We start from the raw sequence: 24,992 nt of genomic DNA, 5'->3' as shown, positions 1-24,992 counted from the left end.
GCCAAGTTAAAAGGTCTTTTTTGGGTAAATCTACCTGCAATATAGTTAAAGAAAGCGTAGCCTAGCTGAAGTGAATGGGCATGGGGAGAAGTCCTTAGTGCGATGTTCTATTTACATATGGATTTTTTCAAAGGCTTCGGGGAATGCCATTGCAACCTCGGGGCGGTAGCGTGTTTTCAGAATAAATTTGCTTGATTATAGATAGCTAGGGAGCCAGAAAAATAACTATATGGGTAAAGGCTAAAAATGTAGACAGTACTGATAGATATGAAAGTTTATAAAGCCGCCAAGTATATGTTTAGCTAAGTTCATGGGCTTTTCTACTTGGCAGATTAGGGTAAAGTTGCTAAAGCAATTCGAGATATATGTAACATGAGAGATATTGCTGGTTTGTGTTTCTCGCTAGCCGATAAATAAATATTTGAATAAATTCCTATTTTAAAATTCGCTTTAGGTATTCTTATGTCCAAGATTCCGCCCTTACCCCGTGATGCTCAGGATAGCGATGACATGGCTCTCGGTCGTTTGTTTCGGTTAATGGAAAACCGTGTTCCGCAGAATACCCCAGCGCCGCGAGTTAGCCAAGATGACAATGGCATTGATATCGGCCGCCTATTCGGGATATTACTAGATTATAAATGGGTAATTGCAGCAATTACATTATTATTCATGATTGCGGGTATTATCTATGCCTTGTTGGCAACACCCATTTATCGTGCTGACGCCTTAGTACAGGTCGAGAGTGCGGCACCTTCGGCAAATCCCCTCTCTGAAGTCACTACCTTGCTTGGACAGGATCCTCCCTCTCAGTCGGAAATCGAGATTATTCGTTCACGTATGGTACTGGGTCGTGCAGTAGATATTCTTAATCTCGATCTACAAGTCGAGCCGGTCCGGTTACCTGTCATTGGCAACTTTCTGAGCCGTATCGGTATTGAACGCCCCGTTCTCAGCGCTAGCTGGGATGATACTTGGGCAGGAAACATGCTACAGAGCTACGCCTGGGCAGACGAAGCGATTCATGTCGAGGCGATGCCTGTCACTGACGCCTACCTTGATAAAGCCTTTACCCTCGAAGTGCTCGGTGATCAACGCTATGCCTTGAGCTATCAAGGAGACCGACTAGGCGATGGGCGTGTTGGGGAAGCTGCAGAATTTCTAGACGGAAATGTGAGCCTGACGATCGATAGCCTAGAGGCTCCTCTAGGGGCTACGTTCAAGCTCACCCATGCCCGGCGCCTGAAGACAATTACCGATCTGAGAGAAAACCTAAGCATCAGTGAACAAGGCCAGGACACGGGGATTCTCAACTGGGGCTTGACGAGTCCGATACCAGAGCTCGCGGAAACCACACTGGCTACCATTGCCGATATCTATGTGGCGCAGAATATCCAACGTCAATCAGAAGAGGCCCGCAACAGTTTGGAATTTCTGAATAGTCAGGTACCGGCTATTCAGGACGAATTACGCGGAGCGGAAACTCGACTCAATGCCTATCGGACGGATCGCGATAGCGTCGACCTCTCTCTTGAAACTCAATCCATTCTAGAGCGTGTCGTCAACCTCGAGGCTCAGCTCAACGAACTGGAATTCTCAGAAGCAGAAATTTCACGGCGCTTCACTCCTAGCCACCCTACATATGCAGCTCTGTTGGAAAAAAAGGCCCAGCTTCAGAAGGAACGAGCCAATCTTGAGGCCAAGATCAATGATCTTCCTGAGACGCAGCAGGAAATCCTGCGTCTACAACGTGATGTCTCTGTGACTCAGGAAGTTTATGTACAGCTACGCAACAAGGTTCAGGAGATGCAAATCGCTGAAGCTAGCACAGTAGGTAATGTGCGCGTGCTGGACGACGCCGAGGTTTTCCCTGAGCCGGTCGAACCCAACAAGAAACTCGTGGTGGTAATAGCGACTTTATTGGGTGGGATGGTGGCAGTAGGGCTGGTGCTGTTGCGTGCCATCTTCAACCGCGGTGTAGAAACACCCGAGCAGCTTGAAGCGTTGGGACTCCCTGTCTATGCCACTGTTCCGCGTTCCGAAGAGCAGGACAAACTCAATCGTCGTATAAAATGGGGAGGGAAAGGCCATACAGTCATTACCGGCTTACTGGCGGCACGGAGCCCCACTGATACTTCTATAGAGGCGTTGCGTGGGCTTCGTACTAGCCTGCACTTCGCTATGCTAGAAAGTGATGATAATCGCTTAATGATCACCGGCCCCAGCCCAAGCATAGGAAAAAGCTTCATTACTATTAATTTAGGGGCTGTATGTGCGCAGACGGGCCAACGTGTATTAGTTATCGATGGGGATATGCGAAAAGGGCATATCCATAATGTATTTGGTGAGCGCTCAGAAGGAGGGCTTAGCGAAATCCTCTCAGGACGCCAGGTAGCGGAGGATATGATCCGTCCAGTCAAGGGCATGGAGAATTTACATTATTTATCAAGGGGTATTGCTCCTCCAAATCCTGCCGAATTACTTGCCTCTTCGCGCTTTACGGAGTTTCTTGATAATATAAGTCAAGGTTATGATCTGGTTATTATCGATTCACCACCGGTGCTTGCCGTGACTGATGCCGCGATCATCGGTAAGCAGGTGGGCACATCTCTGATGGTTGCACGCTTTCAGCTAAATGCACCTAAGGAAATTGAGTTAGCCGTACGCCGTTTGGAAACCGCTGGGGTAACGGTCAAAGGCGCAATACTTAATGCACTTGAACGCAAAGCAGCTATGGCATACGGTTACGGGTATTATAATTATTCATATAAATAATCCTAAGTTCGAACCATAGAGCTGATTAGAGTTATTTTTTATCCAAATGCAACCTTGCCTAATGAGTTGTTGGCAAGGTGCATTTTTCACCTTGCACGTGCAACAGAAAAAATTAAGCGGTATAACATAGCATTTTTTAGGTACAGTATGATTTATGAGCGTTAAGAAATTTATAAAAGAAGCCGCCAATAATAAATTTTTTAGAAATGTAGCGATTGTTGCTTCAGGTGCTGCAGGGGCTCAAGTAATAACGCTGATTTCAGCTCCCTTAATTACTCGCCTTTATGGTCCTGAGGCGTTTGGGATTTTGGGGGTTTTTATGTCTGTATTGAACATTTTGGTCCCTATAGCAGCGTTAACTTACCCAATAGCAATTGTGCTGCCTAAGGAGGAAAAAGATGCTGAGGGAATAGCCTGTTTATCATTTTTTGTTGCATTAAGTATGAGTGGGCTAGCAACCGTAATATTATCGTTATATGGGAATTATTTTATAGAATTGTTAGGCATGCAGAAAGCGGGGGGATATTTGTATTTTATCCCTGTTGGTATGCTTGCATTTGCATTTTTACAAGTTGCACAGCAATGGCTAATAAGGAAAAAAGAATTTCTGCTTAATGCTAGAGTGAGCATAGTCCAAGCGGTAATTATAAACATAACAAAAATCAGTGCCGGATTTATCTATCCAGCTGCTTCCATTCTTATTGTTATATCGGTATTTGGCGCAGCTCTTAATTTCTTAATGCTAATGGTAGGTGTTAGGAATAAAAATATTAAAAGTTTTTCGATAACTTCATTTAGCCAACCAAAAAGCATCATAAAAGTAGGAAAAGCCCATAAAGATTTTCCCTTATATCGTGCACCGCAAATGTTAATTAATGAGATTTCACAAAACTTCCCGGTGTTGATATTATCTATGCTTTTTGGACCAGCTTACGCAGGCTTTTTCACTCTCAGTAAAACTGTCATGATACTACCAGTAAGTTTAATAGGTAAGTCGGTTGGAGATGTACTGTACCCGCGTATTAATGAGGCTGCCCATAAAAGAGAAAGTATTAGTCTTCTTTTAAGGAAAGCTACTTCGGTCTTAGTGCTGGTTGGAGTCCTTCCTTTTACAATAGTTATAATTTTTGGGCCCCAAATATTTTCTATAGCTTTTGGCAGTGATTGGGATGTTGCAGGCCAATACGCGCAATGGTTAGCATTATGGATGTTTTTTATGCTTATAGTAAACCCTAGCGTTAAAGCCATGCCTATATTAAAAGCACAACGGTTCCATCTTGTTTATACTTGTTTGTTAACTATCATACGCATATTGGCGATGCTGGTTGGATACTATTTATATTCAAGTGATCTATACGCAGTTGCTTTGTATTCTCTCTGTGCTGTTGTGGGAAATATGCTGTTGATATTTATTATAGATAGAAAAGCCATACAGTATGATATTAGTAACAGGCTTTCGCAGCCAGATTAATATCCAGATAACTCATGGTTTACAGAGAAGTAGTCAGCCATTGTGTATAGCGTAATCTAATATGGGGCAGGAAGTTATGATGGAAACAGATATTGAAGATTTATTTGTTTCAGTAGTTATTCCCACATATCATGATTGGGATCGCTTGAAATTATGCCTAAACGCCTTGGCTAGGCAAACTTACCCGGAAAACAAATTTGAAATAATTGTAGTAAACAATGATCCGGAAGATGCTCCGCCTGAGTTATTAGAGAAGTGCTTGTTAATAAATGAACATAAGCCAGGATCATACGCTGCAAGAAACACTGGAATTGGCCTAGCCAAGGGCGATGTTATAGCTTTCACTGATTCAGATTGTATTCCTGACAAGGACTGGCTAGCACGGGCAATAGCACAGTTAAAAGAAAGTAACGTAGAGCGAGTTGCGGGTCATGTAGAAATTTTCTTTTCTAATGAAAAAGCTAATGCTACTGAGCTATATGAAAAGGTGGTGGCTTTCGATCAGAAAAATAATGTTAGAAATGGTGTGTCCGTAACAGCAAATCTCATTGTTTACCGGCGGGAATTCTTCAACATAGGGTTTTTTAACGAAAACCTAATGTCTGGAGGGGATTTCGAATGGAACCACAAAGCAACACAAGCGGGATTAAGTATTGCCTATGGTGAGAAATGTATAGTCCTTCATCCAGCTAGGAGTTCTCTCAGAGAATTAAAAAGGAAGATCAAACGTGTTACATGTAGCACGGTAGCCTATAATAAAAGGCCGAAATTTTTCCTCTTACGTGCATTCGCCCCTCCTATAAATGATTTTTTAAATATATGGAAAAAGAATGGCATGAATGTAAAGGAAAAAGCCTTAGCTAGCTATATCGCCTATCATATCAAATTATATCGCTGCTTTGTCAGAGTAAAGTTTCAATTAGGGTTAGAAAAGTCTTCGCGAGTTTAATGATTAATAGGTGAAATGTGAAAAAAGTAAGCGTTTACATCCCGACTCACAACAGACCTAACTTTCTAAAAAGAGCTCTAGACTCTTTGGCAAGTCAGGATTACAAGGAATTTCAAGTCCTTGTCTGCGACGACGGATCAAGAAAGGAGAATAAAAAAAAAGTAATCTCTATTATTAAAGAATACAAAGATAAATTTGATGACTTGGTTTTCTTTGACGAGTTAGAACCAAAGGGAGCATGCCATGCAAGAAATATTATGATTAATGCTGCAGATGGTGAATATATTACAGGATTAGATGATGATGATGAGTTTGCATCGGATCGTCTGCGTATGTTTATAGAAAGTGATCTGATCCATAACTATGCATATTTAAGTTCAGGAAGGATAGTCAACGATGGTAAGGCACCCTTCAAATCTATAGAGATAAAAGGTGAGATTAGTTTGGAGGATATGCTATATGCAAACGTTGCAGGAACTCAAATATTCACTAGGACAGAATATTTGAGAAAGATTGGAGGATTCGATATAAGCTTCCCTTCGTGGCAAGACTATGACATATGGTTAAGATTAACCAAAGAAATAGGAGGTGGCTATAAAATACCAGAATACAATTATATTCTAAATATAGACCATGAAATGGGAAGAATCACTAACTCCCAGAAGGTAACGGAAGGCTATTTAAAATTTATTGAGAAACACAGCGCGATTTTAGAAAGAAAACATTTAAAGTCACTGACTGTACAGAACATAATAAACAGCATGTCGCCCTTAACGGTTAAGGACATAACAAAAAACTTAGATACTAATACGCTTAACCCAATATTCAAATATTGGATTAAAGAGCATTGGCCATCTCTATTTGTTTTCATAAGAAGTTTAGCTAGGCCTATAAATTCTCGGCCTTGATGGAAAATTCAATACAAAATTATGATGCACAAGAATTAATTATTAATAATGTGTTCTGTTGTGATGTGAATTATTTATACTTTGCGAGTGATGTAACATTGCCTTGGCCGCATGCTGAATGTGGCGTGCTCATCTATTAACATGACGGCAAACTTATGTTTCACGAAAAAGATTTTCAAGAAAAATACTTTAGGAAGTCGATGATTGTAATATTGATCTCTTTCATTTTTGGGATCATATATTATTTATTGTTACCAATTATTTTCGCTGAATTTTTCCATCGGCAAGGTTATCCGTTTAGTGGAAATTTAGTTTCGTATGTTGCCAGTGTGGATTTAAGCTCATATTTTTTATTTATTGCTTTATCCTTTATATTCCTTTTTTTTGGGCTGTGCAGTTCCAGATTTATCTACATTAAACCCAGCACTAACAGAATTATGAACCCTGGTGGTGGATTTATCTTAATAACTGCTTTGTTAGTTTTTTTGCAAATATATTCTATGTACGAGCTTAAAGAAGGGGCGTTTAAAGGTTATGGTGTAGTGAACTGGAATGACAGGAACAATGCTAAGAGTGTTATGTCGGGGCTGAATTTAGTTTTCTTGTTTTTCTCCATGTATTTTTTTCTAGGAATGAGTCTAGATCGCAGTTTAAAAAAATATTACTTGTTTTATACGCTTTTGTTGGTAATCAACTCCATATTTCTTTTGGGGCTTGGAGGAAGGCTCTACGTTTTGCCAGTGTTTATTGCTTATATGTATCTTTTCTTGCTTAATTCCAAAAGCGGATTTTTTTCACCACGCTTAGTAATTTGTGTTTTACTGTTTTTTGGCATCGCTATCATCATGCTATGGATTGGTGTAGTTAGGCTTGGTAACAATTCCAGTGCAGGTAGGATGGTTTATGTTCTGCTAGGTGAATCGCTATATAATTGGTTAGGAGCTGGCAGCTTCTTGATTTATAATAAGATGCCTTTTTTTGAAATACCATTTGGGGTATTAACGGCTTTTATTGGCTTTGTTCCGACAATGCTTTGGCCTGCGAAACATGAATTCCTAGCAACTTTACCTAGTGAATACTATATACGTTCCGAGCTTGGTGGCCAGTCTTTAGTTTACAGTATGGTGACTAACTTTGGTCTCATAGGTATGCTTATAGCGTTCTACCTAATTGGGTTTGTCTTGTTCCTCTTAGCCAAGAAAGGACAAAGTAGTTATTTATGGAAAACTTATTTTATACTATTGTTGAGCCTGGTTCCCTTTATGCTGTTTCGTGACCCATTTGTTGTGTTCTTCAAGAACGCGATATTCAATGCTCTTATCATGCCAGGTGCTATTATATTTCTTTCTAGGTTTCGGTTTGTCTCTCCTCGAATTACATCTGTAAAAAGAAGTTTAATGTGATAGTTGCTTTTGCATGTTTGAACATGTGTATGCCAACTTTTTTAGGTGCAAGTGTATTTAAATATTAATAGCTTGCGCGCTGTCGGCTAGTGTTCGCGCTAGTTTTTAAGTTTTGCTAACGTACAAATAAGCTAACCGCATGTTTAAGTTTGAGTTAATGGTCTAATGCTACGGGGGGAGGTATGATAGTATATGATAATATTATTTCAACGATAAATAGAAAGGGTGGTATAAAAGTAGGGGGGGTTTCAATCCTTTTTAATGAGATCATAAAAAGGTTGGGAGAAAAATCAATAGATTTTAAAATTATTGATTTTGAGGATGGCTCCACCAAAAGATTGTTTGAGCGCTATCGCGATTGTCGGGTCCCATCAAGCCTGCTTAGTCCTAAGACCATCTTTCATTCCACGTACTACCGTCTTCCTAAGGAAGCGTTGAAAACCATTACTACCGTACATGATTTTACTTACGAAAAGACAATTACTGGTCTGCGGAAGAGAGTGCATTCCATACAGAAAAATCATGCTATACGGAATAGTGAAAAAATCATATGCGTATCTGAAAATACAAAGAATGATCTTTTATATTATTTGCCTGACATTTCTGAGTCGAATGTTCATGTGGTTTATAATGGTGCGTCAAAAGGATTTTATCCTATAGCGCAGCGTCAGTACCGAGACTCAGTTGTTTACGTAGGACGGCGTGGAAGATTTAAAAATTTTGATTCCGTTGTGCATGCGCTTTCTTTAATGAAGACCGTAAGATTAGAATGCGTAGGAGGAGGGGATCTAACTAAAGAAGAAATTAATTTTTTAGATAAAATGATTCCCAGACGCTATGAGCATTTGGGGTCGATCAGTGAGACAGCGCTAAATGAGACATATAACAGATCGATCTGTTTGGTTTATCCGTCTCTCTATGAAGGTTTTGGTATCCCTATAGTGGAAGCAATGCGTGCCGGTTGTCCTGTTATCGCCACTAACTCATCATCAATCCCAGAAGTAGCCGGCGACGCAGCCATTTTGTTAGAGAAATCAGACCCATATGAGATAAAAGAAGCCATTGAAACACTAATAAATAATGAAAGACGTAGCTTGTTAATAGCGCGTGGGTTAGAGCAGGCTAAAAAATTTGATTGGGATATAACCTTCGAGAAAACAATTAATGTTTATGAGGAAATGCTTGATGAGGAAATATCCGCTACTAAAAATTGATTAATGTATATAACTGAAAATTATTATTGATATTTTTGTTTTAAATATTAATTTACAAAGGTGTTGGGTAATGTCTAAACGAGCTCTAATTACGGGTGTCACCGGGCAAGATGGTTCCTATCTCGCTGAATTATTGTTAGAGAAAGGCTATGAAGTGCACGGTATAAAACGGCGTGCTTCTGCCTTTAATACACAACGAGTTGACCATATCTATCAAGATCCACATGTGATTGACCAGAATTTTGTTTTGCACTATGGGGACCTTTCAGACAGTTCTAATTTAACGCGAATTATCCAACAGATACAGCCGGACGAAGTTTATAATTTAGGTGCTCAGTCTCATGTTGCAGTAAGCTTCGAGGCACCGGAGTATACGGCCGATGTAGATGCAATGGGGACTTTGCGTATATTAGAAGCGATTCGCCTTCTTGGCCTAGAAAGGAAGACGCGTTTTTATCAGGCATCAACTTCGGAATTGTACGGTTTAGTTCAAGAAACTCCCCAGAAAGAAACGACGCCTTTCTACCCGCGTTCCCCCTATGCTGTAGCCAAGTTATATGCTTATTGGATCACGGTAAACTACCGAGAATCTTATGGCATGTATGCTTGCAATGGAATTTTATTCAATCATGAATCCCCTAGGAGAGGGGAAACATTTGTTACCCGTAAAATTACGCGAGGTCTATCTAATATCTCCCAAGGTCTAGAAGAATGTCTTTACATGGGTAATATAGATGCGTTACGCGATTGGGGGCATGCTAAAGATTACGTGCGTATGCAGTGGATGATGTTGCAGCAGGAGCAGCCGGAAGATTTTGTCATCGCGACTGGAGTTCAGTATTCAGTACGGGATTTTATTCGGTGGTCAGCCGCTGAGTTAGGAATCGAGTTGCGTTTCGAAGGCGAGGGCATAAAGGAGCGGGCCGTCGTAAATAGTATTATTGGAAATAAAGCCCCCGCTGTAAAAGTTGGCGATGTTATTGTACGTGTAGATCCCCGTTACTTCCGGCCTGCAGAGGTGGAGACACTTTTAGGTGACCCAGCTAAGGCTAAACAGAATTTAGGCTGGGTTCCGGAAATTAGTGCGCAGGAAATGTGCGCTGAGATGGTAAGGGAAGATCTTAAAATAGCGCAACGTCACGCATTACTTAAACAACATGGACATTATATACCTGTAGCAGTGGAGGGGTAAATATGGCAAACAATCTCGACAGGACTGTTTTCATCGCTGGCCACCGTGGCATGGTAGGATCAGCGATTTTGCGCCGGTTGGAAGTGCTGGGCTATCGCAAGATAATAACTGCGGGGCGAGAGGAAGTAGATTTTTTGGATCAGAAGGCCGTACAGAGTTTTTTTGAGAAAAATAAAATTGATCTTGTCTACTTGGCAGCAGCCAAGGTTGGAGGGATCCATGCTAATAATACATACCCAGCAAGTTTTATTTACGAAAACTTGATGATCGAAGCCAATGTTATACACGCTGCGCATATTAACAACGTTCAGAAACTATTGTTTTTAGGGTCTTCTTGTATTTATCCTAAAAATGCTGAACAGCCAATGGATGAAGAGAAGTTACTTACCGGGACTCTTGAGCCGACCAATGAACCATATGCGATAGCTAAGATAGCGGGGATAAAGTTATGTGAGAGCTATAATCGCCAGTTTGGACGTGATTATAGAAGCGTAATGCCTACTAATTTATATGGCCCCAACGATAATTTTCATCCTGAAAATTCTCATGTCATCCCGGCATTAATACGTCGATTCCATGAGGCAGCGGAGCGTAAGCAGCATGAAGTGATCATCTGGGGTACTGGCAAGCCCAAGCGTGAGTTTCTACACGTGGATGACATGGCTGCAGCAAGCGTATATGTCATGGAGCTGGATGAAGCTGTTTATCATGCAAACACACAGGCTATGCTTTCACATATTAATGTCGGTACAGGAATAGACTGTTCTATTAATGAGTTGGCCAGTACTATTGCCAAGGTCACCGGTTTTACGGGGAAATTGAGTTTTGACACGAGCAAGCCGGATGGAGCTCCACGTAAGTTAATGGACGTTTCACGGCTTAAGGCGCTTGGCTGGCAGGCCAATATTCGTTTAGAGGACGGGCTCCGGGATACCTATAGCTGGTATACTAATAATATACTTAACGCAAAATGTGGTTGATCTGTTCAGATTTAGTCAACGTAATTTATTAGGCATGCAGATTGCTAATTCGGATAATTGATGATTCGTTTTTTGGAATATTAAAGCAAGCTTGCACCAATATTTATTGCTAACTGCCACCTAGCGCATAGATTAAATTTATTGCCAGAGGGAGGCGTGCTCTGCTCATTTGAGTTTTGCGCGATACTAGATGAAGATCTTAGTTTACGGCATTAATTATAGTCCGGAACTTACAGGGATAGGCAAATACAGTGGTGAGATGGCACGGTGGTTAGCTACTCAAGGCCATGAAGTTAAAGTAATAACGGCGCCGCCTTATTATCCAGAGTGGAAAATAAAGGAAGGCTTTCACCGGTATGGTTTCAGTAAAAGCGTGGAAGATGCTGTAACGGTTATCCGTTGTCCTCTGTATGTTCCCGTAAGGCTGACCGCGCTAAAGCGCTTACTTCACTTGGCTAGTTTTTCATTGACCTCAACATTTGCTATTGTAAAACAATGGCGTTGGAAGCCGAAGTTAATTATTTTGGTAGTGCCCACGCTATTCTGTGCGCCTCAGGCTTTACTGTTAGCCAAGGCTACCGGAGCAAGGACTGTCTTACATGTACAAGACTACGAAGTTGATGCGCTTTTTGGTTTAGGCCTCGCAAAGAATGAATTTCTTAAGAATTGTGCTTTCGCTATAGAAAGAAAAATTCTACAGATGTTTGATAAAATATCAACGATCTCGCCGAGTATGCTAAAAAGAGCTAGGCAGAAAGGAGTGAAAGAAGAAAAATTGTTATTTTTTCCCAACTGGTCGGAAACGGCGCGTTTCAGAAACGTCTCTCGATCCCCTTCACTATTGCAACGGTTAGGGGTAGATCCAACCAAAAAAATTTTGCTGTACTCAGGCAATATAGGAGAAAAGCAAGGACTTGAAAGTCTGATTGAAGCGGCCAAGCGCCTAGAAGATTATAAAGAAGTGGTTTTCCTTGTCGTGGGTGAAGGCGCGGGAAAGGCACGTTTGGTAGAGCTTAGCCGGAAATATAGTTTAACAAATATAGTTTTTGCACCTTTGCAACCATATGAAGATCTGCCTATGCTTCTTGCCTCGGCCGACTGTCATTTAGTCATCCAACGACGAGGTGCCGCAGATGCTGTGTTACCCTCAAAGCTTACTAATATTCTTGCTGTAGGCGGTAATGCAGTAATCACTGCGGATCCTGATACAAGCCTCGGCTTGCTCTGTAGTGAATATCCGGGTATTGCCATATGTGTTGAGCCAGAGTCTATAAGTGCTTTGATCAAAGGCATAAATTACGCATTGGATATGCCCGAAAAAAATAATATCGCTACCGGCTATGCTAATGAGTTCCTTGATAAAGAAAAAATTCTCTCTCGATTTATTTCAGAAGTTTAATATGTGGTTAGAAGATGATACATACCGCACTGTAATAGATTCGACGCCATTAGTGTCGATTGATTTCATTGTACAAAATGCGCAAGGAAAAATTTTACTGGGGAAAAGGCTAAACCGTCCCGCACAAGGGTACTGGTTTGTTCCTGGCGGGCGTGTCCTTAAGAATGAAACCCTCGATAGGGCTTTCCAAAGGCTCTCTTTAAATGAACTGGGGATAACCTTTTCTCGTAAGCAAGCTAAGATGTTAGGCGTATATGAACATTTTTATGAGGATAACGTATTTCACTCTTCGTCAAAGGGGGCAAGTACGCATTATATTGTTCTTGGATATTGGTTGATACTGCCTCACGAGCAGGAGCTAGCTCCTCCACTATCTCAGCATGGAGAATATCATTGGTGGGCTCCGGAAGAAATGAAAGGTTCTAAAGTGATCCATGAAAACACACATGCCTATATAAAAGAGTTACCATGCAGATGAGTTTCATAGTTAATTAACCGAATGGATATTAAACACTGCTTATCGCGGCCTGGCTTCTTATCGTTAATGCTTCTACTCCTTTTCATGATTGGAGCATTAATCCCCGGGGAGTTGCGTGCCTCTTTCGAAGCCTGGATGGGGCTACCATTTTCCGTCCCTCCCGTTGCGCATATGCTGCTCTTTGTTGGGATGTCTTTCTGCATTCTCTGGGCCTACCCCCGTGCTCGGTCATGGCTGGTGCTGACCGCCATGCTAGGGCTTGGCGCGCTTGTGGAAATCATTCAGTTCTGGATACCTGGGCGCGAGCCCGATCTGCATGACCTGGAGTTGGATATGGTGGGAGCCGTGACGGGTATCCTGATCTATAAAGCTATTGTTTATTTACGTTTCCAGCATTCCTGATTGTGGGCAGGCTTGTGGATGCATGGCTTATCGTAACCTGGCCGGGGCTGACGGGATGAGAGCGATCCCTATCAGGACTGTCATCGTAAAGTAGGGTGGGTGTGGTTATTTCAAAATGATTAATTTTTTATTTCAACATGGAGAAGGCTTTGTTACTTTGATGAAGATGAAGGAGAACAAACTCGAATAACGTTGCGCCGCTTGAGTGAAGCATACCGCATGTGCGGCGCTGTCCGGCACACTATTGGGGCGGCGATGAAAAGTCAGACAAAATTAGCTGGATGGCAGAAAGAGCCATTCTTTTATCTGCTTCCTTTATTAGTTTCCTTGGTAGTTGTCAGCGTTGTTTATGGCATTCATCTTTACAAAGATGTTCCTGTCGAACTAATGATGCAGGATCCTAGCGCTGCAGCTGGGGTGCCTGTCTATATTGGTTTCATGTCCCAGTTGGGTATTTTTTTCTGGGTAGCTGCGGCAACTTCCTGTCTGTTCAGTGGGCTGGTCCTGCTCAGACAAAAAGGCGAGCGCAGGATATACCGTTTCATGCTGGTGTCGGGCATGTTTTGTTTGATGCTGGCTGCCGACGATATCTTCATGCTTCATGAACATGTCATACCTCGAGCGGGTGTCCCAGAGACGGCTGTTTTTTCGTTCTATGCATTGGCCATGCTCACCTATTTGGTCGGTTTCTTTCCTCTATTAATCAATACAAGATTCTGGCTGCTAGGGATTTCCCTCTCATTTTCGGCCGTTTCCATTGTGATGGATCTGTTATTCGAGATCGGAGCCGGGGAGGATATCGCAAAGTTTGCGGCTCTTTGTTACTGGCTGGCGTATTTTTCATTGACTGCTCTGCAGGCCGTGGAAGGGCGTTTGGATCATACTTTGCGCAGAGAAGTGACAATAAGTGCGATGCTAGGACGTTTACTGGAATCGGGCAGCATTCTGTTCAGCTTTAATCGGTTGAAATGAACACGGTTACAAGGCCCCGCATGTCTCAATCTCGCTAGGCACAAAAGCCCACCATCAGGTGGGCTTTACGTTTAACTGCTTGGGAGGACGGTTTCTGCCTAGATAAAGGAATCGAGAGCACTGAGGCCTAGCAGCTCGACATCAATATCGTTGCTGCCCCCATCGCTAATCGTCATGGAATCCAGCAGCTCATTTCCTGACGTCTCCGCTTTGAACAGAAACGACTGGCTTGAACCGGCAGCAAAATTATCATCAAGTTCGAAAGTGTAAGTATCATCATCCTGCGAAACCAGCGATGCTCCCTTGAGACGTGAGATATTGGCATCAAGTTCGAAGCTGACAAGCGCATCGTCCATGTCTTCGTCAGAAGCATTGGCAATCTCGACGGACATGACATAACCCGATTGCCAGTGACTCAGCGTCTCCAGATGCGCCGTGATTTCCAGCGAGGCGCTGTCATCTTGTGATGACGCGTCGCTATCGGAGGAGTTTTCTTCGGTTTCGTTATCCTCTGACGACTTTGCGGACGCTTTCTCCGATTTTTCTTCCGACTTCATGCTGGCTAGCTTGGCCGAACTCTGCTCATCCTCATCCTCGTCATCATCCTTGCTTTTATCATCGCTCGATGAAGAAGAGCCTTTCACGAACGCACTATCTTCGCTGTCAATGATCTCGGATGCCTTGGGTATCTGAAGCTTCTTGCCATGCGAGGTGTCACGCGAATCCACATCCAGCACGGTCCCATCGCCGAAGACGACCTGTTCGACATCGTCAAGCGTATCCTTGCCGGATGATTTCTCGACGATGACCTTGCCGTTCTTGAAGCTCACGTCATCCTTGTCGTAGTCCTGCTGATATAGCGCCGTATCGTCGCCATCCCCGCCATCGATCGTGTCATCCCCCCAGTCACCTTCCGGGCCGCCTTGCAGGATGTCGTCTCCGTCACCGCCGCGCAGGATGTCGTCACCCAGGCCACCATTAAGATAGACCCCGTTATCGGCGCCCTGGATTTCATCATCTCGGCGTGAGCCGACGACATATTCGAAGGTCACGTCGTTGGCATCGTTACCGGTAATCGCGCCGAAGCTTTCTCCGCCCAGATTGATCCATAGCGAGGGTGACATCTTGTCGGCTTCGGCGTCGCGAACCGACTGCTCGACCCGGACGGTATTGTCGTGGTCCTGTCCGCCATGGAAGTTGATATCGCGATCGGTCGAGGTGACCTGGATATCGTTGCCTACCGAGGAGCGCCAGGAGGCAAACAGCACGCCATGGCGCATGCCCGAGTCTTCCAACTGGGTGAAGGTGCCGTCGTAGCTCTCGCGTAATTCGTAGCCATAGCCGTTACCGCCGCTGCCCTTGTTGAAGGAGCCGTGAGCGCCCAATTCATCGGCTTCAATGTCCAGGGAGAGCGCTATCTCGAAAGCGACGGAAGGCCCATTGATGACCTGAACGTCGGAGATTTCACTATCGACCGTGCCGTTGAATTCCACCGCGTGGTAATCCTTCAGCCCGGAGCGTGTGTTGCTGAAGTCAGCGCTGTCTGGCGTGCCGAGCTCATATTCCACCGTGAAGCCTTCTAGGGTGACATTCTCCACGGCATCGATACGTTCGACCTTGGCTTCACCGCCTTCGAAATCGAAGTGCACGCCCCGGTCGAGGGTAACTTCATTGCCATGGACAGATTCAACCTGGGCCATGCTCGTACGCAGAGGGGCGTTGTCTTTCTGCCATGATCTATCGCCGATCAAATCGAAGAAGTCTCGATCGTTGTCCTGCCAGATACGCACCGTGTCGCCAACCTCAAGTTCATGGCTGCCTTTCAGCGACAGGGTACGGTCATTATCATCGGCATCGTTTTTCAAAGAGCCGACAAAGTGCGCATCCTCACCCTGAACATAGAGGCCATGGTCATTATCATTGTCGAGTGCCTCGTCAGTGAAGGTGATCGTGGTCGCATCAGAACCGGCTCCCGCGAGCGATACGTCGGAGCGCGTAATGGTAATGGAGTCATCAAAAACGTAATCACCCGCAGCCAGCTTCACCGTAGCCCCTGAAGGAGCCTCGTTAAGCATTTTTTCAAGTTTGGCGGCAGTAATCTCGGTTTTGGCGGTGAGGGTCTTGCTGGAACCTGAACTCATACAATATCTCTATAAGACAATGCTAATATTATTGGGCGTGAATTATTACTTTCTCGCCGGGCTATGCCACTTCGCTGGGAAGACGCTCGTAAGAGAGGCGGCGTCCAATCAATGACTGAGGCTTGTTTAGTCCTGCGTACGATGCGAATACCGGGTTCCATTGCGCAGTATTCGAAGTGGGCACTTGGCCCTCAAGCTCATGTTCTTTATTAGCCAGCACTTGGCAACGAAGCGGATGCTACTGAGGCAGCGGAGCGGGGGCAAGGTAGATTACGTATTGGAGACGACAAGCCTAAAAAACGTTACTTGACGGATTTTTTAAAAATTCTTTTATTTTTCAATTGGTTATCGAATAAAGCAGAGCTGGAGCAAAAGTGTGACGTCAGAAATGCCAATGTTGACCGCAGGTTAGGGGGTTTGAAGGCTAAGTGTTAGCTTGCTAGGTAATGCGGTGTGTAAAAATAATGAAGTTTTTTGTCACAAATATGTTTACCATGCGCCTGAGGGGACGGCATGCACTTGAAGGCGCGGCAGGCACCTGAGGGCAAGCCAAGCGCCGCTTGGGCTTTTATGCCTATTCGCGCCATCAGACACTGATTCTGACGTAATGAATCTGATACCCTTGGCAACCGATTGGGTACGTCGGGCATTGACCGCCGCCCTGTTCCCCGTTTTACCCAGGTCCGCTCTGTAGATTGCGGCGAAGCTGAAACCGGTGAAGAACAGTCAGCCACTGAATTTATTAAAATAAATCAGTGACTTATTCGGGATGGAGCCCGAGGCTGTTACAAAGCCGTTTCCGCAAGCGTCGATCTGATCAGACAGACTGTAACCGATTTGATAGTGAGCACCTCCATGGCCACTCCTAAGAACGCCACTGACCTGCAGCTCGCGCTGAAAGCCTGTAAAAGCTCGTTTCTTACGGTGGGGTTTTTCAGCATGTTCATCAATTTGCTGATGCTGGTTCCCCCTCTTTATATGTTACAGGTCTATGACCGAGTCATCTCCTCGCGCAGTGAAGACACACTGCTGATGTTGACGCTGGTGGTGGTGTTCCTGTTTGCAGTCATGGGCTGTCTGGAAATGGTCCGCTCACGCATCCTGATCCGGGTGGGCAATCGTCTGGATACCCTGGTCAACCAACGGCTTTACAGCGCCATGTTTCGCAAGAGCCTGGCGGTGCCCGGCCAGCAGACCGCGCAGCCTCTGAGCGATCTGACCAACCTGCGCCAATTTCTCACCGGCAATGGCCTGTTCGCCTTCTTCGACGCCCCCTGGGTGCCGATCTATATTGGCGTGCTGTTCCTGTTCGACTTCTGGTTCGGCGTGTTTGCCATCTTCGCGGGCATCGTGTTGCTGAGCCTGGCCATCGCCAACGAGAAGGCCACCAAGAAATTGCTGGCCGAGGCCAATGCCGAGCACATCAAGGCCCAGGATCTGGCCAACAGCAACCTGCGCAATGCCGAAGTGCTGCATGCCATGGGCATGCTACCCGGCATCATGGGACGTTGGGCAGCCAAGCATCACGTGTTCCTGTCTCGGCAGTCCCAGGCCAGCGATCGCGCCGGAGTGCTGACCAACACCTCCAAGGTGTTGCGCATGATGTTCCAGTCGCTAATCCTGGGGCTAGGGGCACTGCTGGTACTCCAGGGCGACCTGACGCCGGGCATGATGATTGCCGGCTCCATCCTCATGGGCCGGGCGCTGGCGCCTATCGATCAGATGATCGGCAGCTGGAAGGGCTTCGTCAGCTCACGCGGCGCCTATCAGCGGCTCAACGAACTGTTCACCCAGATTCCCGCCGAACAGCAGCGCATGTCGTTGCCCGCGCCACGCGGCGAGATCAGCATCGAAGGCGTCGCCGCCGCGCCACCGGGGGCCAAGCTGGCTGCCATTCGCGGCATCAATTTCGATGTCGCCAAGGGCGAGCACATCGGCATCATCGGGCCCAGTGCGGCGGGCAAATCCACGCTGGCGCGCGTGCTGTTGGGCATCTGGCCCTCGCAAGTGGGTAAGGTGCGTCTGGACGGTGCCGACATCAGTCAGTGGAACCGCGATGAGCTAGGCCCGCATATCGGCTACCTGCCGCAGGATATCGAGCTGTTCGACGGCACCATCAGCGAGAACATCGCCCGTTTCGGCGAGGTGGATGCCGAGAAGGTCGTCGCAGCCGCCCAGAAAGCGGGCGTACATGACATGATTCTGCGCCTGCCCAATGGCTACGACACTTATATCACCGCCGCCAGCGGTGCCTTGTCCGGCGGGCAGCGTCAGCGCGTAGGGCTGGCGCGGGCCCTGTACGGTAACCCGGTACTGGTGGTGCTCGACGAGCCCAACGCCAACCTTGACGACAGCGGCGAACGCGCCCTGGGCCAAGCTCTGCTGCAGCTCAAGAAAGAAGGCACCACGCTGTTCGTCATCAGCCATCGCACTAGCGTCCTCAAGAGCGTCGACAAGTTGCTGGTGCTCAAGGATGGCCAGGTGAGCATGTTCGGCCCGCGCGACCAGGTCGCTGCGCAGTTTGCCAAACCCTCCGGTCAGGCGGGCAAGCAGCCCGGCCTGGCGTCGCAGCCGGCCAGAGCGGCCGGCAAGCAGCGGCTCTCCGCCATTAACGGTGGAAGTTCTTCGACGGATACCTCGCAGGAGCAGAACTGATGGCTGGAAATGAGCATCTCCCCAGCATCGACGTGACGCCGCAGCCCGCCAAGCGGCAGGACGTCATCGAAGACTCATCCGGCACCAAGCTGCCGATCAGTGACAAGAAATATCGGCGTCTGGGGTTCATTGTCCTGCTGGTCGCCTTCGGCGGCTTCGGCGGCTGGGCGCTGGCGGCCAACCTGGCCGTGGCCGTCGTCGCGCCGGGCGCCGTCTCGGTCGAGTCGTTCAAGAAGACCATTCAGCATTTCGAAGGCGGTATCGTCAGCCAGATCCGGGTCAGTGACGGTGACCACGTCGAAGCAGGTGATACCCTCGTCGTGCTCGACAATACCCAGGCCCTGTCGCAACTGCAGATTGCCCAGTCGCAGTACAACATCAACCGTGCCAGTGAAGTGCGCCTGATGGCGGAGCAGGGCGGCGCCGAGACCCTGACCTTCCCCGACGAGTTGCTCGACAGCAACACGCCGCGGGTCAAGGAAGTGCTTGCCGTGCAGCGCGGCCTGTTCGTTGCCCGGCGCCAGGCGTTGCAGGGCACCCTGGATGCGCTTGACCAGCAGATCGTCCAGATGAAAGAACAGATCGAGGGACTCCAGGCGCAGATCGGCATTAACAAGAAGCGCGTGGCTTCGCTACGCGACGAGGCGGCTGACTTTCGATCGTTGTTCAAGGAAGGGCTCGGCGACAACCAGCGTTTGCGCGAGCTGGAACGGCAGATTCTTCAGTACCAAGGCGAAATCGCTCAGCATCAGTCCGAAATCGCCCGCCTGAAATCGCAGATCAGCGAGAACGAGGTGCAAAAGCAGGTACGTCTGCAGGAATTTCAGAAAGAGATCGGCGAGCAGCTGCGCCAGGCGCAGGCGCAGATCGCCGACGCCGAGGAGCGCATCACCGCGCTCAGCGACCAGGTTCAGCGCACGACGGTGAGCGCGCCGGTCTCTGGGATCGTGGTGGGCCTCAAGGTGCATACCATCGGTGCCGTGGTGCGGGCGGGAGACCCGATCATGGATATCGTGCCTTCGGGTGACGGCTTCGTCGTCGAAGCGCGTGTTCCCGATCGCGACATCGATAACATCTACCCCGGCCAGTTCGCCGAGATTCGCTTCAGCGCCTTCAATCAGCGCCTGAGTAATGTGATCGAAGGGGAGGTCGTCAACGTCTCCGCGGACAGTTTCGAAGATGAAGCCACTGGCGCGCGCTACTACAAGGCACGGGTCAAGGTGACCGAGGAAGGCAAGCGGAAAATGACCGAAAACATGCAGTTGCTCGCCGGCATGCCGGCGGAAGTGATGATCCGCACCGGTGAGCGTACCTTTGCCAGCTATATCGCCAAGCCGATTACCGACATGCTGGCTCGCGCGATGCGGGAGGAATGATGCGTCCCCGCAATACACTGGAAGGCCTTTATCGCTGGTTGGGCGGTGCATTATTGATTGCGGGCGTGGGTGTGGCCCATGCCCAGCCCACGGAAGTGGCAAGCGGGGCCGTGCCCAGCGATGTTTCGGCGCCGCTGCCGGCAGGCGGCCAGACAGACGCCGCGCCACGGGCGTTGCCCTCCTTGCCGCGGCTGTTCGCTCTGGCGCTGGAAAACGATGCCGATCTCTCGCGACAGCGCTTCGAAATGCAGGCCACCGGCCAGGAAATCCCCAAGGCCTGGGCCGGCCTCAAGCCCCAGGTGGATGCCAGCTACTCCTATATCTATCAGGACTCGAGCAACATTTATACCGAGAACCCCGAGAACTACGCCCAGAACGATCTTTACGACGAGCGTGTCTCCGGAGAGCTCACCGAGGATTACTGGCAGGTGCAGCTCACCCAGCCATTGTTCAGCCTGGAGCGCTGGCGCCAGGTCGGCAAGGCCAAAGCGCAGGTGACGGCGGCGGAGTTGCGCTTTGCCGTGGTCGAGCGCGATCTCGCCCTGCAGGTGATCGAGGCCTATCTCGACGCCTACCTGGCCTCGCGCAAGCTCGGCCTGCTCGATTCCAAGCGTGAAGCGCTGGCGTTGCAGAGCCGGCAGGCACAACGCGCCTTCGACCTCGGCGTGGGGGATCGCATCAATCTGCTGGAATCCCAATCGCGGCTGGATCAGGCGGTGGCCGATCAGGTGCGTGCCGAGAACGAGCTCGACAACGCCCTGAGCGTGCTCGAACGCCTCACCGGCGTGCTGCCGGATTTCAGGGGATATACGCTGCATAACTTGCAGGATGTCGCCATCGACACCGACTGGGGCAGTCCCGACGCCTGGCTGCAGCGTACGGCGGACAATGTGCAGGTGAGGCTGGCCGAGCAACAGCAGCAGGTTGCCGAGGCCGACGCCGACGTGCGCCGCGCCGGATATTACCCTGAAGTCAATCTCAACCTCAGCTACTCCGACCGCAACAGCCCCGATGAACTGCGGGCCAGCGAGGACGCCCGTGCCAGCGTCGAGGTACGCCTGCCGATCTACCGCGGCGGCTATACGTCCGCCAACGTCCGCCAGAGCGAGCTCTCCGTCGATGCCGGCCGCGCCGCCGTTAACAACGAACGCAATCTCGCCCAGCAGGAAGTTCGTCAGCGCCTGCGCGGCCTCAGTGGCGATGTCCGTCAGCTACAGGCGCTCAAGCGTTCCATCGAATCCAGCGACCTGTTCCTCGAGGCCGCCGAGAAGGGCGAGCAGCTCGGCCTGCGCGATCTCGTCGACGTACTCGACGCCCGCGCCGACCTGTTCGATCTGCGTATCCAGTTCGTCGAAGTCATCCGTCAGTATCTGCTCGACAAGCTGAGTCTGGAAGCCGCGGCAGGCGGACTCGAGACCCAGGACCTGCAGGAAGCCATGCTGCTGCTGGCCAGCATTACCGATGGGACGGAGGACGCGGGTGGGGCAGTAAGTCAGCGGGTAGCGGCTCCGTAAGCATCCCGATATGTTCTTTTACACACTAACAACTGGTCATTGAGGTTCGCTCTCAGGATAATGTCGCTCACGGTTATGCAGGGTTTGTCATTGGCAAACCCCAATGCTTGGAGCTTTCATGATTCTTCCTGTAATACTGTCTGGTGGGTCCGGTTCACGTTTGTGGCCGGTCTCGCGCGAACATTACCCAAAGCAATTTCTCAAACTCAACTCCGACTCGTTGACTCTGCTACAAGAGGCCGTAAAGAGAACCGAAAGTATTGAGCATTGCTTACCCCCCATGATGGTGTGCAACGAGCAGCATCGATTCCTGGTCGCTGAACAATTGCAGGAAATAGGCGTTACACCTTCACGAATATTGCTTGAACCTGAAGGGCGTAACACCGCGCCGGCATTGGCCCTGGCAACCATGGCTTCGCTGGAAGTAGGGGAAGACGTACAGCTATTGGTTATGCCGGCCGATCACGTCATCGAGCGGCCTGACGCGTTCATCGCAGCGGTTGAACAGGGGGGCGTGCTGGTCGAGGCGGGAAACTTGGTCACCTTCGGTATCACGCCTCATGCTCCCAATACGGGTTACGGTTATATTCGCAAGGGCGAGGCATTAAACGACGGCTACCGGGTCGATGCCTTCGTCGAGAAACCGAGCCTGGAGCGGGCCGAGCAATACCTGGCAAGTGGCGATTATCTGTGGAACAGCGGCATCTTCCTGTTTGGAGCTCGGCAATACTTGACCGAACTGGCCGAGCATGCACCGGACATTCTTCAGCATTGCGAGGCCGCTTATGCCGAGCGTCAGGAGGATCTGGATTTTCTGCGCATCGGTTCAGAGCACTTCAAGGCCTGCCGAAGCGACTCCATCGACTACGCCGTCATGGAGCATACGCGCCACGCCACTGTCATCCCCATGGACCCCGGTTGGAGCGATATCGGCGCTTGGGATGCCATTTATGCGCTTCGCGCACCTCAGTCCGATGCCGAGGGCAATGCTACCCAGGGAGATGTCCTGCTACACAACGCACGCAATAACCTTGTGCGCAGTGAATCACGCCTCGTAGCCGCGGTAGGTGTAGATGACTTGATCATCATCGAAACCGACGATGCGGTCCTGGTGACTGATCGCCATAACGCTCAAGATACCAAGCAGATCGTCAATACGCTCAAGTCGCAAAAACGCAGCGAATACCACACGCACCAGCGTGTTTACCGTCCTTGGGGACACTATCGCACTATGGTGATCAGCGAGGGCTTCCAGGTGAAGGAAATCCTTGTCAATCCTGGCCACACGCTTTCCTTGCAAATGCACTATCACCGTGCCGAGCACTGGATTGTCGTCCAAGGAACGGCGCGCGTGACTCAAGGCCGAGGGCATGGCAATACCGAGCCCTTGGAGAGCTTCCTGCTCTCAGAAGATGAGTCTACCTACATTTCACTGGGCACCGTTCATCGGCTGGAGAATCCCGGCAAGATTCCTTTGCGGCTAATCGAGGTGCAAACGGGGAATTATCTAGCCGAAGACGATATTGTCCGATTCGATGATGTCTATGGTCGGGTGGAAGCTTAAAAAGGACCGTTATCCCGACTTGGTAGCTATTAAGTTCTGCCTGATAAAACAACGAGCGATGCTTCGCCTGAGTGAGCGCAGACATTTTCAGGCAGGACGTAGCGAGCTACTCTGGCGGAGTAGCTCGCTCGCTTCGCTCGAAGGAGGAGGGTTCCCTTTATGTGTTCCTACCTGGTTACCGGCTCATTCGGCTAGCGGCTTCAGAATGCTGACTAAAGTGTCAGCCGATTGTTCCCAGCTATATCGACGAGCCTGAGAGGGGCCTAGCGCAGCCAACTCGTTGCGCCTTGGCTCGTTTTCCAGCGCCTCTCGTAAAGTGTCCCGGATGTTATCGATATCAAAGGGATCGACATAAAAAGCACGCTCGCCTGCGATTTCCTCCATCGCACTATCCCGGCTGGTCATTACCGGAACGCCACAGGCCATCGCCTCGGCGACGGGCATTCCAAACCCCTCGTAGACGGAAACATAGGCCATCAGCCCTGCCGCTGCGACAATCTTGGGCAGGTCGGCCTGATCGACATACCCTAACCTGATCAGCTCACCCCGCCTCTCCAAGTAGGCAATATCGGCATTAAGGTTAGTATCGTTCCAGCCCTTGCCTCCGATGCATACCAGCGGCCATTCATGGCGAAGCTTGTCGGGTAAACCTTCATAGGCCTTCAGCAAGCGTGACAGGTTCTTGCGGGGTTCGAGAGTCCCGACAGAAAGAATGTATTTTTCAGGCAGGCTGAACCGTTGGCGTACATGCCTGGCCTCTTCGGCACTGATAGGCTGGAACTCCTTGTCTGCAGCAGGCGAGACGATAGACATCTGGGAAGCCGGGACGCCTAGTTCCGTTCTGACGGCGTCGAAAGTGAAGCGCGACACTACGATGATATGCGATGCCCTTTCGATGGAGGGGCCGAGACGCGTAGTGATGTAACTCAAGCGAGTTGGAGGGTGAAGCTCAGGATGGACCAGGAAGGAGATATCATGAATCGTCAATGCACTGGGGCCTGAAAACGGCTTGAGCACGAAGTTGGGTTCCCAGTACACATGATTTTGAAGTTTTTCGGTTATTTTCGAATAGCGATAACTCTTCCAGCGATTCACGACTGCGCGTGCCGCCGGAGCATTTCTCAGCAACGGAAGTAACCGCTGTGCCAACTGATAACCTGGGACGGACGATGACTTGCCCATATCGATGTCTTTCTGCATGTCCGTTTCTAGCAGGCCCCTGATCTGCGAAGACGTCAACTCATTGGTATACATAAGCGCCGTCAAGGACTCGACATCATCATGCCTCAATAAGTATTTGCCGATCTGGCGTGTGTAGTGCCCTATGCCAGTCACGGGAGGGGTCAGGCTATCCAGGTCAATAAGAATTTTCATAACGGGTCTTTAGTGGCATGGGCGATCCATCGCAGGCGACTTAGCGAGTTCGCTAGTCTAACCAAGATAGGGCTGGAAGGGGAATCGTAGTGGTGGGCTAATCCTGCAGACGAGGCTATTCCTGGTGTGTGGGTAAACGGTTTTAAGTAAGCAGAAGGTATCCCGTTGTTAACCTCAAAGCATACCTACATGTTTTCAGGCCTATCGTATAGCCGGGCTGGCCCTATC

The 24,992-nt window shown here is 48.5% G+C and carries 18 protein-coding genes; 16 read left to right on the top strand and 2 right to left on the bottom strand.

The annotated features are described in order from the left end of the window. Window positions 1-537: 537 nt before the first annotated feature. From ACW4DH_RS13290 to ACW4DH_RS13235, 12 genes are all read left to right on the top strand, one after another. On the top strand, window positions 538-2,772 hold the full coding sequence (locus ACW4DH_RS13290) for a polysaccharide biosynthesis tyrosine autokinase (RefSeq protein WP_459636929.1): 2,235 nt from the start codon (window positions 538-540) through the stop codon (window positions 2,770-2,772). Window positions 2,773-2,926: 154 nt separating this feature from the next. Further along, entirely contained in the window at window positions 2,927-4,243 is a 1,317-nt protein-coding gene (locus ACW4DH_RS13285) for a lipopolysaccharide biosynthesis protein (protein WP_459636875.1), read from the top strand. 79 nt (window positions 4,244-4,322) lie between these two features. Then, window positions 4,323-5,192, top strand: a complete 870-nt coding sequence (locus tag ACW4DH_RS13280) for a glycosyltransferase family 2 protein (RefSeq protein WP_459636874.1) — start codon at window positions 4,323-4,325, stop codon at window positions 5,190-5,192. A gap of 17 nt (window positions 5,193-5,209) precedes the next feature. After that, window positions 5,210-6,100 (top strand): glycosyltransferase, encoded by an 891-nt coding sequence (locus ACW4DH_RS13275; RefSeq protein ID WP_459636873.1) that lies wholly within the window; start codon window positions 5,210-5,212, stop codon window positions 6,098-6,100. Between the two features lie 155 nt (window positions 6,101-6,255). Then, the gene (locus tag ACW4DH_RS13270; protein WP_459636872.1) at window positions 6,256-7,503 is read left to right on the top strand and encodes an O-antigen polymerase; all 1,248 of its coding nucleotides are present in this window, start codon (window positions 6,256-6,258) and stop codon (window positions 7,501-7,503) included. Window positions 7,504-7,685: 182 nt separating this feature from the next. After that, window positions 7,686-8,717: a glycosyltransferase family 4 protein gene (locus tag ACW4DH_RS13265; protein WP_459636871.1), complete on the top strand. Its 1,032-nt coding sequence runs from the start codon at window positions 7,686-7,688 to the stop codon at window positions 8,715-8,717. Window positions 8,718-8,787: 70 nt separating this feature from the next. Then, window positions 8,788-9,909 carry a GDP-mannose 4,6-dehydratase gene (gmd, locus tag ACW4DH_RS13260; RefSeq protein ID WP_459636870.1) on the top strand — a complete coding sequence of 374 codons (1,122 nt, stop codon included), beginning with the start codon at window positions 8,788-8,790 and terminating at the stop codon, window positions 9,907-9,909. A gap of 2 nt (window positions 9,910-9,911) precedes the next feature. Next, entirely contained in the window at window positions 9,912-10,889 is a 978-nt protein-coding gene (fcl, locus tag ACW4DH_RS13255) for a GDP-L-fucose synthase (RefSeq protein ID WP_459636869.1), read from the top strand. A 190-nt stretch (window positions 10,890-11,079) separates the two neighbouring features. Beyond that, window positions 11,080-12,288: a WcaI family glycosyltransferase gene (locus ACW4DH_RS13250; RefSeq protein WP_459636868.1), complete on the top strand. Its 1,209-nt coding sequence runs from the start codon at window positions 11,080-11,082 to the stop codon at window positions 12,286-12,288. Between the two features lies 1 nt (window position 12,289). Then, entirely contained in the window at window positions 12,290-12,766 is a 477-nt protein-coding gene (locus tag ACW4DH_RS13245; RefSeq protein WP_459636867.1) for a GDP-mannose mannosyl hydrolase, read from the top strand. A 21-nt stretch (window positions 12,767-12,787) separates the two neighbouring features. Next, window positions 12,788-13,168 (top strand): VanZ family protein, encoded by a 381-nt coding sequence (locus ACW4DH_RS13240; RefSeq protein WP_459636866.1) that lies wholly within the window; start codon window positions 12,788-12,790, stop codon window positions 13,166-13,168. Between the two features lie 201 nt (window positions 13,169-13,369). Beyond that, a complete protein-coding gene (locus ACW4DH_RS13235) occupies window positions 13,370-14,140 on the top strand; it encodes a hypothetical protein (RefSeq protein WP_459636865.1) in 771 nt (256 codons plus the stop codon). 98 nt (window positions 14,141-14,238) lie between these two features. Here the strand turns inward: ACW4DH_RS13235 and ACW4DH_RS13230 are convergent, their stop codons facing one another. Further along, window positions 14,239-16,281: an alginate biosynthesis protein gene (locus tag ACW4DH_RS13230; protein ID WP_459636864.1), complete on the bottom strand. Its 2,043-nt coding sequence runs from the start codon at window positions 16,279-16,281 to the stop codon at window positions 14,239-14,241. 855 nt (window positions 16,282-17,136) lie between these two features. On the opposite strand from ACW4DH_RS13230, the gene ACW4DH_RS13225 reads away from it, so the two are divergent. From ACW4DH_RS13225 to ACW4DH_RS13210, 4 genes are all read left to right on the top strand, one after another. Then, on the top strand, window positions 17,137-18,936 hold the full coding sequence (locus ACW4DH_RS13225; protein ID WP_459636863.1) for a type I secretion system permease/ATPase: 1,800 nt from the start codon (window positions 17,137-17,139) through the stop codon (window positions 18,934-18,936). Continuing rightward, window positions 18,936-20,312 carry an HlyD family type I secretion periplasmic adaptor subunit gene (locus tag ACW4DH_RS13220; protein WP_459636862.1) on the top strand — a complete coding sequence of 459 codons (1,377 nt, stop codon included), beginning with the start codon at window positions 18,936-18,938 and terminating at the stop codon, window positions 20,310-20,312. Before ACW4DH_RS13225 ends, ACW4DH_RS13220 begins: the two co-directional genes overlap by 1 nt. Beyond that, the gene (locus tag ACW4DH_RS13215) at window positions 20,312-21,826 is read left to right on the top strand and encodes a TolC family outer membrane protein (protein ID WP_459636861.1); all 1,515 of its coding nucleotides are present in this window, start codon (window positions 20,312-20,314) and stop codon (window positions 21,824-21,826) included. Before ACW4DH_RS13220 ends, ACW4DH_RS13215 begins: the two co-directional genes overlap by 1 nt. 103 nt (window positions 21,827-21,929) lie before the next feature. Continuing rightward, window positions 21,930-23,390: a mannose-1-phosphate guanylyltransferase/mannose-6-phosphate isomerase gene (locus ACW4DH_RS13210; RefSeq protein ID WP_459636860.1), complete on the top strand. Its 1,461-nt coding sequence runs from the start codon at window positions 21,930-21,932 to the stop codon at window positions 23,388-23,390. A gap of 183 nt (window positions 23,391-23,573) precedes the next feature. Here the strand turns inward: ACW4DH_RS13210 and ACW4DH_RS13205 are convergent, their stop codons facing one another. Continuing rightward, window positions 23,574-24,764 (bottom strand): glycosyltransferase family 4 protein, encoded by a 1,191-nt coding sequence (locus ACW4DH_RS13205; RefSeq protein WP_459636859.1) that lies wholly within the window; start codon window positions 24,762-24,764, stop codon window positions 23,574-23,576. Window positions 24,765-24,992 lie beyond the last annotated feature (228 nt).

The sequence above is a fragment of the Halomonas sp. WWR20 genome (assembly GCF_054602495.1).
Note: the sequence above shows the minus strand (reverse complement) of the source record. Positions and strands in the feature narration are given on the sequence as shown.